General features: G+C 71.1%; 17 protein-coding genes. 6 read left to right on the plus strand and 11 right to left on the minus strand.

Translation table 11 applies throughout. The annotated features are described in order from the left end of the window. Positions 1-2: 2 nt before the first annotated feature. The 3 genes from OG792_RS31265 to OG792_RS31275 form a co-directional block, all read right to left on the minus strand. Positions 3-356, minus strand: a complete 354-nt coding sequence (locus OG792_RS31265; RefSeq protein WP_329104977.1) for a hypothetical protein — start codon at positions 354-356, stop codon at positions 3-5. Continuing rightward, positions 353-826 carry a hypothetical protein gene (locus OG792_RS31270; RefSeq protein ID WP_329104979.1) on the minus strand — a complete coding sequence of 158 codons (474 nt, stop codon included), beginning with the start codon at positions 824-826 and terminating at the stop codon, positions 353-355. The genes OG792_RS31265 and OG792_RS31270 overlap by 4 nt, the downstream gene beginning before the upstream one ends. 138 nt (positions 827-964) lie before the next feature. Next, complete coding sequence (locus OG792_RS31275; RefSeq protein ID WP_329104980.1) at positions 965-1,678, minus strand: type 1 glutamine amidotransferase domain-containing protein; 714 nt, start codon at positions 1,676-1,678, stop codon at positions 965-967. Positions 1,679-1,887: 209 nt separating this feature from the next. Between OG792_RS31275 and OG792_RS31280 the strand changes: the two genes are divergently transcribed. Then, positions 1,888-2,466: a CGNR zinc finger domain-containing protein gene (locus OG792_RS31280; RefSeq protein WP_329104982.1), complete on the plus strand. Its 579-nt coding sequence runs from the start codon at positions 1,888-1,890 to the stop codon at positions 2,464-2,466. A 102-nt stretch (positions 2,467-2,568) separates the two neighbouring features. Here OG792_RS31280 and OG792_RS31285 read toward each other — a convergent pair whose 3' ends face one another. Then, positions 2,569-3,060: a GNAT family N-acetyltransferase gene (locus tag OG792_RS31285; protein ID WP_329104984.1), complete on the minus strand. Its 492-nt coding sequence runs from the start codon at positions 3,058-3,060 to the stop codon at positions 2,569-2,571. A gap of 318 nt (positions 3,061-3,378) precedes the next feature. On the opposite strand from OG792_RS31285, the gene OG792_RS31290 reads away from it, so the two are divergent. Continuing rightward, positions 3,379-4,755 (plus strand): acyltransferase family protein, encoded by a 1,377-nt coding sequence (locus tag OG792_RS31290; RefSeq protein WP_329104986.1) that lies wholly within the window; start codon positions 3,379-3,381, stop codon positions 4,753-4,755. A gap of 150 nt (positions 4,756-4,905) precedes the next feature. On the opposite strand, the gene OG792_RS31295 is transcribed toward OG792_RS31290, so the two are convergent. Then, positions 4,906-5,748, minus strand: coding sequence for a hypothetical protein (locus tag OG792_RS31295; protein ID WP_329104988.1), 843 nt, complete (start codon positions 5,746-5,748; stop codon positions 4,906-4,908). 283 nt (positions 5,749-6,031) lie between these two features. Here OG792_RS31295 and OG792_RS31300 point away from each other — a divergent pair, with 283 nt between their 5' ends. Further along, a complete protein-coding gene (locus tag OG792_RS31300; protein WP_329104989.1) occupies positions 6,032-6,244 on the plus strand; it encodes a hypothetical protein in 213 nt (70 codons plus the stop codon). A gap of 25 nt (positions 6,245-6,269) precedes the next feature. Here the strand turns inward: OG792_RS31300 and OG792_RS31305 are convergent, their stop codons facing one another. From OG792_RS31305 to OG792_RS31320, 4 genes are all read right to left on the minus strand, one after another. After that, on the minus strand, positions 6,270-6,698 hold the full coding sequence (locus OG792_RS31305; RefSeq protein ID WP_329104991.1) for a DUF3263 domain-containing protein: 429 nt from the start codon (positions 6,696-6,698) through the stop codon (positions 6,270-6,272). A 116-nt stretch (positions 6,699-6,814) separates the two neighbouring features. Beyond that, complete coding sequence (locus OG792_RS31310) at positions 6,815-7,825, minus strand: ABC transporter permease subunit (protein ID WP_329104993.1); 1,011 nt, start codon at positions 7,823-7,825, stop codon at positions 6,815-6,817. Continuing rightward, the gene (locus OG792_RS31315; protein WP_329104995.1) at positions 7,822-8,844 is read right to left on the minus strand and encodes an ATP-binding cassette domain-containing protein; all 1,023 of its coding nucleotides are present in this window, start codon (positions 8,842-8,844) and stop codon (positions 7,822-7,824) included. The genes OG792_RS31310 and OG792_RS31315 overlap by 4 nt, the downstream gene beginning before the upstream one ends. A 92-nt stretch (positions 8,845-8,936) precedes the next feature. After that, complete coding sequence (locus OG792_RS31320) at positions 8,937-9,722, minus strand: DeoR/GlpR family DNA-binding transcription regulator (protein ID WP_329104997.1); 786 nt, start codon at positions 9,720-9,722, stop codon at positions 8,937-8,939. 193 nt (positions 9,723-9,915) lie between these two features. On the opposite strand from OG792_RS31320, the gene OG792_RS31325 reads away from it, so the two are divergent. Genes OG792_RS31325 through nagA form a run of 3 tightly spaced genes read left to right on the plus strand, consistent with a single transcriptional unit; the run spans position 9,916 to position 12,937 of the window. Further along, positions 9,916-10,845, plus strand: a complete 930-nt coding sequence (locus OG792_RS31325; RefSeq protein ID WP_329104998.1) for an SIS domain-containing protein — start codon at positions 9,916-9,918, stop codon at positions 10,843-10,845. Further along, positions 10,842-11,816 carry an ROK family protein gene (locus OG792_RS31330; protein ID WP_329105000.1) on the plus strand — a complete coding sequence of 325 codons (975 nt, stop codon included), beginning with the start codon at positions 10,842-10,844 and terminating at the stop codon, positions 11,814-11,816. The genes OG792_RS31325 and OG792_RS31330 overlap by 4 nt, the downstream gene beginning before the upstream one ends. A gap of 11 nt (positions 11,817-11,827) precedes the next feature. Continuing rightward, positions 11,828-12,937 (plus strand): N-acetylglucosamine-6-phosphate deacetylase, encoded by a 1,110-nt coding sequence (gene nagA / locus OG792_RS31335; protein ID WP_329105002.1) that lies wholly within the window; start codon positions 11,828-11,830, stop codon positions 12,935-12,937. Between the two features lie 144 nt (positions 12,938-13,081). Here nagA and OG792_RS31340 read toward each other — a convergent pair whose 3' ends face one another. Both OG792_RS31340 and OG792_RS31345 read right to left on the minus strand, forming a co-directional pair. Next, a complete protein-coding gene (locus OG792_RS31340; protein ID WP_329105004.1) occupies positions 13,082-14,341 on the minus strand; it encodes an APC family permease in 1,260 nt (419 codons plus the stop codon). A 10-nt stretch (positions 14,342-14,351) separates the two neighbouring features. Next, positions 14,352-15,134: a phosphatase PAP2 family protein gene (locus OG792_RS31345; protein WP_329105006.1), complete on the minus strand. Its 783-nt coding sequence runs from the start codon at positions 15,132-15,134 to the stop codon at positions 14,352-14,354. Positions 15,135-15,178 lie beyond the last annotated feature (44 nt).

Here is a 15,178-nt window from a genome sequence, read left to right on the forward strand (position 1 = left end):
TATCAGTCGGTCTCCCGTGGATGTCCGGTGCCGGCATAGGTGATCCACGCCGTCCGGCTCGTGTCGTCGACGAGGTACCAGATGCGACCGCCGCCGGTAACCTCGTACTGCCAGCGTTCGTGGGCCTGGCCCTTCCACATCCCGGTGGCCAGAGCGCCCTTGAGCCGGTGGTGCCGCTCCGGTGACGCGGTGGCCCTCGGCTTTGCGCGGATCGCGTCGTACGCCCGGCGCAGGTTCGCGGGCGTCTGGCGGGCGAGGTTCTCCCAGCCCTCCGCAGCGGCCGAGGTGGCGAACCGGAGGTCGAACTCCCCCTCGATCGGCGGCGGTGCCGCCCGGTCGCCCCGCTTCGGCGTCACTGCTCGGTATCCGGAGCTTGGACCGGACCGAAATCCCCCTCGGGTTCGCGGGTGAGGATCTCCAGCAGGGCCGGATCGCTGTAGATCTCGGCGGTGTGCCGCCACTGGGTCAGCAGGACCGCGATCGGGGACAGGTTCTCCAGGGATGCCGCGCCCTGGGCCACCGTCACCAGTTCGGAGAGCAACTGGTCCACGTCCGCCTCGGGCAGGAAGGTCACCCAGGGCAACGCCTCGCCGAGGACTCGGCGCACCACGTCCAGCGGCTCGGAACGGACCAGACCGGCCAACAGGCGTGCGGTGAAGTCCACCACCACACCGTCGCGTTCCATCTGGTCGACCCGCATCAGGGCGAGATCACCGGCGTCGCGGCGTCGCAGCCGCAATGCTCGTACCACGTCCAGTCGATCGGCAGCGGCCGCCGGCCGGTGCAGAAACTCACTGAACGGCAGTTCCTCGTACGCCGCCACCATGACATCCACACTACCGTGGAACTCTTCGTTTCCGGCGCCGTCGCCCCGGCTGGGCAGCCCGCTCCGCTACGAACTCCTCGACCTGGCGGACGTCGCACTGCCCCTGCCGGACGAACCTTCTGAACCCGCGCCGGGCGCTCAGACGTGGGTGGCCAGTTCCTTCAGCACTGCCTCGGCGCCCGCCCGGCTGGACTCCGGGTTCTGGCCGGTGATCAGGTTGCCGTCGACCACCACGTACGACGCCCAGGCCGGACCGGACTCGAACTCGGCGCCCGCCTGACGCAGCCGCTGCTCCACCAGCCAGGTCGCGTTGTCGGCGAGACCGGCCTGCCGCTCCTCCTCGTCGGTGAACGCGGTCAGCCTGCGTCCCTTGAACAGCCAGCTGCCATCGGGGTTGCCGGCGGAGAAGAAGCTCGCCGGGCCGTGGCAGAGGGAGGCGACCACCTTGGTCTGGTCCGGCAGCAGGGTGGACAGCACCCGCGCGACATCGGGGTTCACCGCCAGGTCCTGCATCGGGCCGTGACCACCGGGGATGAGTACGCCGTCGAAGGCGGTGGCATCGACGTCCTCCAGCCGTACGGGCCTCTCCAGCAGGCCGGCGACCTGCTCCAGGTACGCGTGCAGTTCGGCCACCTTCTCGGCGTCGCCCCCGTTCGTCTCCAACGCCAGGCTGCCCCCGTCGGCGACGGGCACCAGCCCGCCGGGGGTGGCGATGGTGACGTCCACCCCGGCCTCGGTGAGGAGGCGATGCGGCACCACGAATTCCTCGGCCCAGAAGCCGGTGGGTCGCTGGCTCCCGTCGCGCTGGGTCCAGGTTCGGGCCGAGGTCAGGACCATAAGGATCGATGACATGAATACCTCCCGTGTAACGCGGCCCGGGAACGGGCCGCCGAGCATTCTCAGGCGCGACACGTTCCACACCGCCGCAACGACCGTAGCACCGTCACTCATAACGGCAGGCCGATCTTGATGGCTCGCGTTAGTATCGTTGAGACTTAGGACATCACCTCGGTATCGGGCCCGAGGTACGGTAGCTTTGTCGGACGAGGAGGTGGTTGACCATGCCGGGAACGGAGACGTACGCGTGTCCCCCCAGCGTGTGCGACAGCTCGGAGCTGATCCTTGGCTTCGTCAACACCCGTCCCACCGGCAACGGACAACCCGAGCTGCTCGACGACCGGACCGGGCTGGCCGACTGGCTCACCCGAGCCGGCCGCGCCGACGCCGCCCCGACCGCCACCTATGCCGACGCGATTGCCGCCCAGGAGCTGCGCGCGGCCTTCGTGACGATCCTCCGGTCGCACGCCGGCTGCGTTGACGACGACGCGGCGGTACCGGATGCCGAGACGTATCTCCAGCGCATCGCGGAGCGCTACCCGCTCACCCCGAGGGTCAGCGCCGAGGGCTGCACGCTCGTCGCGTCCCAGTCCGGCGTACCGGGGGCGTTCGGCTCGCTGTTCGCCGCCGTCGCCGACCTGGCCGCGCGCGGGGGCTGGTCACGGGTGAAGGTATGCAAGAACTCGTCCTGCCACTCCGGCTTCTTCGACAAGACCCGCAACACCTCCGGCCTCTATTGCAGTGCCGCATGCGGCTCGCAGGCGTCGATGCGCGCGTACCGCAGCCGGCTCAGGACCGCGTAGTACGAGTACGGATGTCGGCGTCGCGCCTGTTGCACAGGACGGTCCTGCTTCTCGGGCGGGGCGAGCCCACCCGCGCCGAGGTCGTCCTGGGCGAGGCGACGGTCAGCCGAGTCTGATTCGGGCTCTGACCGCTTCGCCGTCCCGTTCGAGTTCCGCACCGGCCCGACGGAGGACGCCGAGCGCGGGACCGTTGTCGGCAGTGGTCTCGGCCACGACCAGGCGGGCGCCGGCTCCGATCGCCTCGGCGAGCAGTAGCCGCAGCGCGGTGGCGGCGATGCCCTGGCCCCGCGCCGACTTGCCCAGCCACATTCCGGTTTCCATGGTCGCCGGTTTGTCGTGGTGGCTCATCCGGATCATCCCGACCACGTCACCGTCGACCACGATCGCGAACATGAGCGTACGGGCGGAGCCGTCCAACCCGTCGAACCGCGCTCGGTGGAACTCCCGGAACGCCTCCCGGCGCGCGTGTGACCAGCCGGCCGGGGCCGTCACCGGCGGCATCACGTCGTCGGGTTCCGCCTCCGCGACGGCTACGGACAGCAACGGCTCCAGGGTCTGCTCGTCGATCGGCTTCAGTTGTACGTTGCTGCTCACGACCGCAGTGTTCCCGGCCCGAACCCGCCTCGTCCACCACTTTGGCCAAGCGCTGCCGTTATTGCCGGGACGCCCTGTCCGGTACAGCCGGGGCGGGGCCTGAACGGCCGGTCCGATGGTGACCGACAGTAGGTACCTCGCACCGAGGACGGGATGGACGAGTTCCCTAATACCGGTCAAATCGTTCTCAAACCGTAGTAATAATGCTTTATGAGCCCAGCCAGCCCGTACGGGTAGGCGGCGGGCAAATCTCGCCCAACCTATCGGCGGCAGCGCCGGGGCCGGCGTGTCCGTCCAACGATCGTGAGGGAGCCGTCAGTGCGCGCGTTCTGGTCCTACTGGCACCACCTTCCCACGCTCAAGGACCGGTACTCGGCCAAGCAGAACGCCTTCGGCGTACTCCGGATGGCACTGGCCTGCGGCGTGATCATCGCGCACGCCAAGCCACTCGGCTTCGGCGAGCCGAGTATCGGCTGGGGCTTCTCGTCCGAGCAGAGCGACCTCGGCACCATGTCGCTGTACGGGTTCTTCCTCGTCTCGGGATTCCTCATCACCGAGAGCGGTCTGCGCCACTCGTTCCGCCAGTACGCCTGGGCCCGCTTCGTACGCGTCTTCCCCGGACTGTGGGTCTGCCTGCTCGTCACCGCCCTCGTCTTCGCCCCGCTGGTCGCCCTCTACGAACGTGGCAGCCTGGACGGGTTCTGGAGCCACCCGGACGGTCCGTTCGACTACCTCACCACCAACTGGCTCGCCTCGATGGAGCAGTTTTCCATCTCCGGGCTGCTCACCGGCACCCCGTTCGGGCAGATGATGGGCGGCCCGAGCGCGTTCGACGGCTCACTCTGGACACTCCGCTACGACCTGGCGTTCTACGGGATCATCGCCGTACTGATCGCCACCGCGGTGCTGCGCCGGGCGCCCAGGGCGATACTGCTGCTCGCCGCCATCTGCTACGTGTTCATCCTGCGCGACCTGCTCACCGCCCCGGACTGGACCAGCCGACCACCGCAGCACGGCGCGGTCGGCCCGTTCCCGCTGATCGGATCGTTCGCCGCCGACTGGACGCTCTACCTCGGGTTCCTCTTCGTCCTGGGCGCCGCCGCCCGGCTCTACCCGCACCGGATCCCGATGCACGGATCGTTGGCCGCGCTGGCCGCCGCGCTGCTGCTGGCTTCGCTGACGTTCGGGGCGTTCGTCGCGATCGGCCCGCCGACGATCGCCTACCTGGTGCTCTACCTGGCGGTGGCGCTGCCACAGCGGCTGGCCCGGTTCGGCCGTGGTCGGGACTACACGTACGGGCTCTACATCTACGGGTTCCCGGTGCAGCAGATCATCGCGCTGCTCGGCGCGGCCCAGTTCGGCCTGTTCGGCTACATCGTCCTCAGCCTGCTCGGCACGCTGCTGTTCGCGGTGCCGTCCTGGCACTTCGTCGAGGGTCCGGCGATGCGGCTCAAGCACCGCCCGCCGGTGGGGAAGACCTACCGCCGCCGGCACGGCGACCTGGTGAGCGGCCGACGGGTGCCCCGACCGACCTTCCCCGGCATGTCCCCGAGCCCGCTCGCCCGCAGCACCCCGAGCCGTCGGCCCCCCGCCCGGCACAGCCGGACGGCGGCCGGCAGGTCGGCCGGGCCGCGTCGGAGCCGGCAACTGTCCTACCGCGACCTCGAACAGTTGCTGGAGGAGCGGAGACGTTGAGCCCACGAGGCTCTCCCGTGGTACGCCGCCCGACCGGTGGTGGGCCGCCCGTGCGCGCGGTCTTGGCCGACTCATCGGTCCGCCAAGACCGCGCCGCCGCGGATCAGCCGGACTCCGTGGACCTTCCGCCCGTCCGCTGGTGGCAGGCGGTCAGCGGTCGAAGCGGCACAGTGCGGCGGTCGCGTCGTCGTACCGCTTGAACCGGTGCCGGTCCCGGCCGTCGCCGTTGTCCTGCTCGGCGGCGCGGACCCGGCGGATCAACTCGCTCGGCCCCTCGGCGGTGAGCAGGGCCAGCAGGCTCTGCCAGTCGAACAGCCCGAGCTTGTCCACCGCGTACGACGCGCCGTCGGTGAGCAGCGCGACCCGGCGTACCCGATCCGGCCCGGCCAGCGACAGCCCGCCGCCGATGGCGTGGTACGCCGCCTCCGGGTCGGCGGCTGACACCCAGTAGCCGCCGGGGGTGTTCATCTGCTGCCGCTGCCAGGTCACCGAGCGGCGGAACCGGGCCTGCGGGTCGCCGTCGTCGTGGCCCACCCCGCCCGCGAACGCGGCCGATTTCAGCCCGACCATCGTCGTCTCCAGCCGGTCGTCGGTGATCACCTGCAACCGGCTGCCGAGGTCGACCACCAGCGGACTGTCACAGAGCACCAGGTAGTCGACGTGCTCACTGCCCTCGCGGATCAGGCAGACGGTGGACGACGGGGTGCCGGGATGCCCGAGATCGCACCGGTTGCCGTGATCGCCCCGTACCGCGTCGATCGCCGCCGCCAGGATCTCCATCAGCGTGGCGCCGGGGCGGTCCGCCGCGGCCAGGCCGATCCGCGCGGCCAACCGGCGGACGTACCACGCCGGGCCGTGTACGCAACCGGTGTCGAAACCCTCCGGTACGGTCGCCCCGTCCAGGACGCCGACCAGTTGCCCGTACTGGAAGACGTGATCCTCGTTGGCCAGTCGGTCCGGTGCCGCTTCGGAGGCGGACCATACCTGCATCATCCTGAGGTCTCCGGCTCTGCCGCGAGGCAGCGGGGCTGCGCTCGATCGAAGGGGTGTCGAAGAAGTTTCGCCTTGATCCATGTCTACCCGACCGAACCCGCACCCTCGGAGGGATTGAGTCCCTTCCCACCCGTGGAATACCCGCGCAGCCGGCGAAAGTACGTGCCGGCGCGACCGGTTATCGCGAACACGAGGATCCTTCGCCGTCACCGACGGTAACGTCAAGCGAGAACGGTGTGCCCACCCGTGTCCGGGTGACGACACCTCGTGTTTGGGGGGCCAGATGTTGAAGAAACTGCACGACATGGGCTTGCGCTCGGATCACTGCTACGCGGCCGGCTTCGCCAGCATCGCCCTGTCCTTCGGCTGTTGGTTGATGTCGAAGCAGTTCGAGAAGGCGGAGATCGACCGGGCGGACCGCTGGGGCATCTTCGTCGGCGAGTGGGCGCCCACCTTCATCGCGCTCGGCAACGGCCTACAGGCGTACGAGAAGTAGGAATTTCCGCCCGCGGACGGTGAACTCAGCGGCGGCGGGTGCGGGAGCGCGCGGCACGCAACCGGCGCAGCCGGGCCACCAGTACGGGTTCGGCGGCGAGCGCGGCCGGGTTGTCCAACAGGCCGTTGAGCAGCTGGTAGTAACGCGTCGCGGAGATGTCGAAGGAGTCCCGGATCGCCTGTTCCTTGGCCCCGGCGTGCTTCCACCAGCGCCGCTCGAAGCCGAGGATCTCCCGCTCCCGCGCGGTCAGCCCGCGCGCCGGAGCGGTCGCCGACTCCCGGGTGAGCGTCGACTCCGGCTCGGTCCGATCGGGGTCGTGATCGGGCGACTCCGGCTCGGTCCGGTGCTCCGGACCGACCCGCTGACCCGGTACGACCGGCCCGGTGCTCGCCTCGACGCCCTGCTCGATGCGATCGTCGCCGTCCGTGGCTGGAGCGTCAGCACCCGGCTTCATGGCGCTCCTCGCAGACCTCGGCAGCCGCACCCGCCGTACGGCCCCACCAGCCTAATCGCGCCCGCCCCGAACTCCCAGACCCCGACTCGGCGGGGTTGGCCGACGGATGATCCCGATCAGGTCACGTCGCGGCGGCGCATCGCCCAGATCGCGGCGGCGAGTACGACCGCCGTGCCGATGCCGAAGACCAGGCCCGAGTCCTGCCAGGTGAGCACGAGTTCGCCGGGGACGCACTCGCCCTGGCGGAAGTTGCACGCCTCGTAGTCGAAGAGCGTCCACTTCTTCTCGAACCAGGCCAGCGCATAGGTGGACAGGACGTACCGGTCGCCGAACGGGGTGCCGATCAGGCTCATGATGGTCCGTACGCCGATCTCGCTGACCACGGTGACGCCGACCGCGACCCCGAGCGCCATCGCGGTGTGCCGGCCCAGCGAGGCCAGGCCGAAGGCGATCGCGGCCACCGCGAGCACCAGGCCGACCGCGCGCAGACCGGAGAGCGCGAACGACTCCCAGACGCCCCGGGTCAGCTTCCCGGTCACCCCGTCGTACCGGCCGATCAGCCAGAAGCCGGCCGTCCACAGCGCCCCGAGCACCACGCTGAGCCCGAGCAGCGTACTGAGCAGCGCGGCCAGCTTGGTGAGCAGCACGGTCAGCCGTTTCGGCCGCCACAGCAGCAGGTTGGTCATGCCGCCGCTGTGCCACTCGGCCCCGATGTACGAGGCGCCGACGACAAACCCGAACAGCGCCATGATGCCGGCGAAGATGGCGATGAAGGCGCCGAACTCGGCCCGGAAGTCGAACTGGTACGGCATGAACCACTGTGCCTGGAAGTTGTCCCGGGTCGGCGCCCACTCCCGCCCGCAGTCGGGCGGGAACCGGTCCGCGCCGGTACCGGCCGCCTTGGCCGCCTCGCAGGCGCGTACGGACTCGTCGTGGTAGCGCAACTGCTCCTGGTACGCCGCCTCGGCCCGGACCTCGGCGGCGGCCACCTGCGCCGGACCGACCCGGTGGCTGTTCACGGTGAAGGCGATCGCGATGCCGGCCAGTCCGAGGACGACCAGGCTGAGCATCAGCCGGGTCAGCCGGCGCTTGAAGATCCGGCGCAGTTCGGTGGTGTAGAGGCTCATACTCCCCAACCTCCCGGCGTGCCGCCGGATCCGGCGGCCCCTGGATCGGTGCCGCCGACGAGCGCGGACTCGTCGACCTGACGGTGCTGGCCGGGCACCGGCGCGGTGGCGGTCAGGTCCAGGAAGACGCTCTCCAGGTCGGCGGTGACCGGGACGAGTTCACTGACGTACAGGTGGTGGTCGGCGAGCGTACGGCTGACCCGGGCGGGTTGCTCGACGCCGTACACCATGAGGTGGTCGGCCTCGGTGGTCACCCGGGCGCCGGCGCGGGTCAGCGCCTCGGCCGCCACCGGCAGTTCGGTGACCGCCTCCAGGCGTACCCGCAGGCCGCTGCCGGCGTGCTGGGCGAGGACCTGGGAGACCGGTCCGGCGGCGACCCGGCGCCCGCGCGAGATGATGGTGACGGAGTCGCAGATGAGCTGGATCTCGGCCAGGATGTGGCTGGAGAGCACCACCGTCATGCCGGACTCGGCCAGGTTGCGCATCAGCGCCCGCATCTCCCGGATGCCGCCGGGGTCGAGGCCGTTGGCCGGCTCGTCGAGGATCAGCAGTCGCGGTTCCTTCAGCAGCGCCGACGCGACCGCCAGTCGCTGTTTCATGCCCAACGAGTACGACCTGACCCGGTCCCCGGCCCGGTCCCGCAGGCCGACCAGTTCCAGCACCTCGGTCACCCGCTGCTGCGGCACCCCGCCGGCACCGGCGAGCAGGGAGAGGGTGTCGGTGGCGGTGAAGTTCGGGAAGAACTGCGGGCTCTCCACGATCGCGCCGACCGAGCCGGCGACCTCGGGCAGGGCGGCCGGCACCTCGCGGCCGAGGATCGCCATCCGGCCGTCGTTGGCCCTGATCAGACCGAGCAGCGTACGCAGGGTGGTTGTCTTGCCGGAACCGTTGGGGCCGAGGAAGCCGTGCACCTGCCCGGCCTCGACCAGCATGTCGAAGCCGTCCAGGGCGTGTCGGGTGCCCCGGCGTCTGCTCCGGTAGGTCTTCCGCAGACCCTCGATCTCCAGTACGGCCGTCAACGCCGACCTCCCGTGCAACGGTTGCGACTCGCGCGCCACCGTAGTCGATGCGACGGCTTCGGGGGCCGGAACACGGAAAACGGCCGTTGCGGTCAGGCGGTGATGACGTGTACGCCGGCCTGCCGGAAGCCCTCGACGATCGCCGGGTCGGCCCCGGAGTCGGTGACCAGGGTCTCGACCCGCTCGACCGGGCAGATCCGGGCGAAGGCGTGACCGCCCAGCTTGGACGAGTCCGCGATGATCACCACCCGCTTGGCCCGCGCCACCATCAGGTTGTTCATCGACGCCTCACCCTCGTGATGGGCCGCCGCGCCGAGCTGTACGTCGATCGCGTCCACCCCGAGCAGGGCCACGTCCAGGGTCACCTCGCGCAGCAGCGCCCCGCCGAGCGGTCCGACCAGCTCGAACGACTGTGGGCGGACCACACCGCCGGCCACCACGATCTTCATCCGGGACCGGACCAGCAGCTCGTTGGCGATGTTCAGCGCGTTCGTGACGACGGTGAGCTGCGCGCCGTCGGCGCTGGTGTTGAGGTCCGGCCGAACGGCGAGGGCACGGGCGACCTCCGTGGTGGTGGTGCCGCCGTTGAGGCCGACCACCATGCCGGGCGCGACCAGTGCGGCGGCGGCGGTGCCGATGCGCTGCTTCTCGGCCGAGTGCTTGGCGGTCTTGTAACGCAGCGGCAGGTCGTACGAGACGCCGTTGGCGACCGCGCCGCCCCGGGTCCGGTTGATCATCTGCTGCTGGGCGAGCTGGTCGAAGTCACGCCGGATGGTCGCCTGCGAGACGTCGAGCCGGGCGGCGGCATCCTCCACACTGACCCGGCCGCTCTCGGTCAGCAGTTCCAGCAGGGCGTTCCATCTCGCGTACCGGTCCACCGCGAGCCTCCATGCACGTACGGTGATTGATTGCGTGCACACTAGTGCGCGAAACTACGGTGGCGCAAAGAGTATGTCTGCGCGAACTCGCACCACAGTTGCCATGCCGAACGTGTTTCGAGCAGAATAACGCGCGAAAGACGGTCGGAACGAACGGTATCGCGCAGCAGTTCACGCCAGCGAGGGAGCCCTGATGGCGTACGTCGACGCGGAGATCAACAGCCAGCCCGACTGCTGGTTGCGGGCCGCCACACTCGCCGGCCCGTCGGCCGACGCACTACCCCGGCGAGGCGAGCGGGTCGCCGTCGTCGGCTGCGGCACCTCCTGGTTCATGGCCATGGCGTACGCCGCCCTGCGCGAGCGCGCCGGCCACGGCGAAACCGACGCGTTCCAGGCATCGGAGTTCCCCGCCGGCCGCCACTACGACCGGATCATCGCGATCACCCGCTCCGGCACCACCACCGAGGTCCTCGACCTGCTCGCCTCGGTCGACGGCCGGACCCCCAGCACGGTCATCGTCGGCGACCCCGACTCACCCGCCGTCGGCCTCGCCACCGCGAACGTACGACTGCCCTTCGCCGACGAGCGGTCGGTGGTGCAGACCCGGTTCGCCACCAGCGCCCTGGCACTGCTGCGCGCACACCTCGGCGAGAACCTCGACGCGCTGGCCCACGACGCCGAGGTGGCCGTACGCGCCCCGCTGCCGGTCGACCCGGCCCAGATCGAACAGGCCACCTTCCTCGGCCGGGGCTGGACCATCGGGCTCGCCCAGGAGGCCGCCCTCAAGTGCCGGGAGGCGGCCACCTTCTGGTCGGAGGCGTACCCGGCGATGGACTACCGGCACGGCCCGATCGCCATCGCCGGCCCCGGCCGGATGGTCTGGGCGTTCGGCGACATCCCCGAGGGCCTGGCCGAGGAGATCACCAGCACCGGCGCCGCCTTCGTCCACAGCCGCACCAACGGCACCCACACCGTGCTCGGCGACTGGGCCGCCGGCCGTACGGCGCTCGACCCGATGGCCGACCTGATCCTGGCGCAGCGGTTCGCGGTGGCCCTCGCCGTCAGCCGCGGCCTCGACCCGGACACCCCGCGCAACCTCACCCGCTCCGTGGTGCTGACGTGACCCAGGCCGCCCCGCCGGCCCGGTCCACCCCGCCCGCCGACCCGTCCGTCGTCATCGCGCTCGACGTCGGCGGCACCGGCATCAAATGCGCACTGGTCCGCCCGGACGGCACCAGCCACCACACCGAACGGCACCCCACCCGTGCCGACCGGGGACCCGACGCGGTGGTCCGGACCATCCTCGACATCGCCGCGGGCCTGGCCGACCGGGCCCGCACCGACGGGCTCGACCCGGTGGCCGTCGGCATCGCCGTACCCGGGGTGGTGGACGAGGCCGCCGGGGTGGCGGTCTGGTCGGCGAACGTGGGCTTCCGCGACGTACCGCTGCGGGCCCTTGCCGGCGAACACCTCGGGCTGCCGGCGGCGCTCGGCCACGACGTGCGCGCGGGCGGCATCGCGGAGGCGCGGATCGGCGCCGGCCGGGGCGGCCGCCACGTACTGTTCGTCGCCATCGGCACCGGCATCGCCGCCGCGCTCACCATCGACGGTACGGCGTTCGTCGGCGCGCACGGCGCGGCCGGCGAACTCGGACACATCGTCGTACGCCCGGACGGGCCCCGCTGCGGCTGCGGCCAGGTCGGCTGCCTGGAGGCGGTCGCCTCGGCCGCCGCCGTCGGCCGCCGCTACACCGAACTGGCCGGCGAACCGGCGAGCGCGGCCGAGGTGGTCCGCCGGGCGGTGGCCGGGGAGAAGCTCGCCACCCGGATCTGGCAGGAAACCGTGGAAGCGCTCGCCGACGGGCTGCTGATCGCGCAGGCGCTCTACGACCCGGCGGTGGTGGTGATCGGCGGCGGTCTGGCCGAGGCCGGTGACGAACTGCTCGTCCCGCTGCGCGCGGCCCTGCGCACCCGGTTGACCTTCCACCGGGAGCCGGAACTGGTCCCGGCCACGCTCGGCGACGAAGCCGGCTGCCTCGGCGCCGCCCTGCTCGCCCTCGACGTCATCGGCGCCGCCCCCACCCCCGACCGGTAGTAGGAGAACTCGTGACGGAACGCGTGACTGGCAAGGTGGTTACCCCGACCGGGGTCATCCGGCAGGGGTGTGTGGAACTCGACGGCGAACGGATCACCGCGGTCGCCGAGTACCCGTCGATCCGGGACGGGAACTGGATCGTGCCGGGCTTCGTCGACATCCACACCCACGGCGGCGGCGGGCACACCTTCACCACCGGCGACGCGGACGAAGCCCGTGCGGCGGCGGAATTCCACCTCTCCCACGGCACCACCACCCTGCTGGCCAGCCTGGTCAGCTCGCCGGCCGAGCTGATGCAGCAGGCAACCTCCGCGTACGCCCCGCTGGTCAAGGAGGGGGTGCTCGCCGGTGTCCACTTCGAGGGTCCGTACCTGTCCGAGGTCCGGTGCGGGGCGCAGAACCCGGAGTTCCTGCGCGACCCGTCGCTCGACGAACTCACCGAGCTGATCGAGGCCGGCGAAGGTGCCGTACGCATGGTCACCATCGCCCCGGAGCGTCCCGGCGCGCTGGACGCGATCCGGCTGCTCGTCAACCGTGGCGTGGTCGCCGCGGTCGGGCACACCGACGCCACGTACGCCCAGACCGTGGCCGCGGTGAACGCCGGGGCGACCGTCGCCACCCACCTGTTCAACGGCATGCGCTCGCCGCACCACCGCGAACCCGGCCCGGTGTTCGCACTGCTCGGCGCGCCGAGCGTGGTCTGCGAACTGGTCGCCGACGGCCTCCACCTGCACGACGGCACGCTGCACTTCGCCGCCTCCGTCGGCGGTGCGGACCGGTCCGCCCTGATCACCGACGCGATGGCCGCCGCCGGCATGCCCGACGGCGAGTACGAGCTGGGCGGGCAGGCCGTCGTGGTGGCCGACCAGGCGGCCCGGCTGGCCCGCGACGGTGCCATCGCCGGCAGCACCCTCACCATGGACGCCGCCCTGCGTCGCGCCGTCGAGGCCGGAATCACCCTGTCCGACGCCTGCCGGATGGCCTCCACCACCCCCGCCCGCGCCATCGGCCTCGGCGACCACCTGGGCGCCCTCATCCCCAACCACCGCGCCGACCTGGTCGAACTGGACGAAAACCTCCAGGTCCTCCGCGTAATGCGCGCCGGCACCTGGCTCCCATAACCCCCCGCCCCTCCCCCCTCCCCCCCGCTCCACCCAGTCCGCGATCTAGGGCAAATGGTTGCTAATAGAGATCAACTAGCAACCATTTGCCCTAGATCGCGTTCAGGTGGAGCGGCCCTTGTCGGGAGGAAGGAGGAGGTAGGTCTAGTTCCGAGTTAGGAGGGTGTGGGTCAGGGCGCCGAGGGTGAGGATGGCCAGGCCGGACAGGACGCTGGTGAGGGGGAGGGTGGCGGCGAGGGTTAGGCAGCCGACCAGGCCCAGGGCGGCCAGGGCTTGTACGGGGAGACGGCGGTTCGGGTCACGGCCGAGGGTGAGGGCCGCCGCGTTCGTGATCGCGTAGTAGACCAGCACGGTGCAGCTGGAGAAGCCGATCGCCGTAGCGAGGTCGCCGAGGCTGACCAGCACGATCACCACTCCCGCCACCAGCAACTCGGCCCGGTGCGGGACCCGGTGACGGGGGTGTACGGCGGCGAGCGCGCCGGGCAGGTCGCGGCGGCGGGCCATCGCCAGCATGGTCCGGCCGACCCCGGCGACCAGGGCCAGCAGTACGCCGGTGACGGCGACCGCCGCGCCGACGCGTACGAGCGGGGTGAGGTCGGGTAGGCCGGCGGCGGTCACCACGTCGGCCAGCGGGGCCGACGACGTGGCGAGCCGGTCGGCGCCGAGCACCGACAGGCTGATCGTGGCGAGACTCAGGTAGATCAGCAGCACCAGGCCGAGTGCGAGCGGCACCGCGCGGGGAATGGTCCGCTCCGGGTCGCGTACCTCCTCGCCGAGGGTGGCGATCCGGGCGTATCCGGCGAACGCGAAGAAGAGCAGCCCGGCGGCGCCGAGTACGCCGTACCCGCTGATGCCGGCGGTGTCGGTGAGCCGGGACGGGTCGGCGGACCCGGCGGTGAGACCGATGATCGCGACCGTGCCGAGCACCACGAGGGTGGCCGCGACCAGCCAGCGGGTGGCGCGGGCGGTCTTGGCGATGCCGCCGAGGTTGACCGCGGTGACGGCGAGTACGGCAACCACCGCGACGATTCTGGCCTGCCCCGGCCAGAGGTAGGCGCCGACGGTGAGCGCCATCGCGGCGCAACTCGCGGTCTTGCCGGCGACGAACGCCCAGCCGGCAAGAAAACCGGCGAGGTCACCGAGCCGCTCCCGCCCGTAGACGTAGGTGCCGCCGGATTCGGGATAACGGGCGGCGAGCCGGGCCGAACTGGTCGCGTTGCACCAGGCGACGAAGCCGGCGATCGCGAGCGCGATCAGCAGGCCGGTGGCGCTGCCGGCGGCGGCGGTCGCCGGGGCGAAGACCACGAAGACGCCCGCGCCGAGCATCGAGCCGAGTCCGATGACCACCGCGTCGGGCACGCCGAGTCGCCGGTCCAGCACTGTTGGCAACCGCTGTTGCTCCATGGGCCGGAGCCTAGGAGGCGGAGGTGAACACCCCGGGTCGGTCGACGTTGCGCGGCAGGCCGGGCAACGGAACGTCGTCCCACGGCACCCGGGTGATCAGCCGGTCGATGAAGAGGCCGAGCAGGAGCCCGGCGACACTGTCGGTGATCCAGTGAAAGCTCAGGTAGGTGGTGGTGCAGAAGACGATCGCCGTGGGCACGATCCGGATCGCCAGCGCCAGGCCCGCGGGCGGGTCCGGTCGGCCCAGCGCACGCAGCAGCGCCACCAGGAGCAGGGAGATCACGCTGTACCAGACGATGGCGTTGGCGACGTGCCCGGACGGGTAGGACATGCTGTACTCGTCGACCGGCAGGTGGCTGTTGAAGATCTTGACCGACTCTGTGGGTGGCAGCTCGGAGCTGGGAGCGGCCCGGTCGGTCCAGATCTTGAACGGCCCGACGGTGACGTACGTGGCGACGAACGCGGCGGCGACGACGAGCAGCGGCCGGATCGAGCGGGACCGCAGGCCGGTGGCGATGGCCAGGATCGCGGCGACCGGGGTGAGCAGCGCACCACCCTGCCCGAGAAAGTTGAACACCCGGGCGACCCAGTAGGCGACATCGGGCCGATGGTTGTCGCTCCACTCACGTACGGACTGGTCGACGCCGTACAGGTGACCGTTGGCGAGGGCGAGGGTGATTCCGGCCAGGCCGATCAGGAGCAGAACGTCGAACCACCAGCCGCCCGGATACACCCGCCGCAGCCGCAGCCCCGACCGCCGCACCGTTCCGGTCCCCCGCCCACTCTCTCGCACCCGCCCACGCTACCCCGCCCCACCGCACCCCCTCCCGCACGCAC

The organism is Micromonospora sp. NBC_01699 (assembly GCF_036250065.1).
Lineage (GTDB): Bacteria > Actinomycetota > Actinomycetes > Mycobacteriales > Micromonosporaceae > Micromonospora_G.

Coding starts and splice junctions, on each gene's coding strand:
- OG792_RS31270 (WP_329104979.1), bottom strand. CDS start 826: ATGGTGGCGGCGTACGAGGAACTGCCGTTCAGTGAGTTTCTGCACCGG.
- OG792_RS31275 (WP_329104980.1), bottom strand. CDS start 1,678: ATGTCATCGATCCTTATGGTCCTGACCTCGGCCCGAACCTGGACCCAG.
- OG792_RS31280 (WP_329104982.1), top strand. CDS start 1,888: ATGCCGGGAACGGAGACGTACGCGTGTCCCCCCAGCGTGTGCGACAGC.
- OG792_RS31295 (WP_329104988.1), bottom strand. CDS start 5,748: ATGATGCAGGTATGGTCCGCCTCCGAAGCGGCACCGGACCGACTGGCC.
- OG792_RS31300 (WP_329104989.1), top strand. CDS start 6,032: ATGTTGAAGAAACTGCACGACATGGGCTTGCGCTCGGATCACTGCTAC.
- OG792_RS31305 (WP_329104991.1), bottom strand. CDS start 6,698: ATGAAGCCGGGTGCTGACGCTCCAGCCACGGACGGCGACGATCGCATC.
- OG792_RS31310 (WP_329104993.1), bottom strand. CDS start 7,825: ATGAGCCTCTACACCACCGAACTGCGCCGGATCTTCAAGCGCCGGCTG.
- OG792_RS31325 (WP_329104998.1), top strand. CDS start 9,916: ATGGCGTACGTCGACGCGGAGATCAACAGCCAGCCCGACTGCTGGTTG.
- OG792_RS31340 (WP_329105004.1), bottom strand. CDS start 14,341: ATGGAGCAACAGCGGTTGCCAACAGTGCTGGACCGGCGACTCGGCGTG.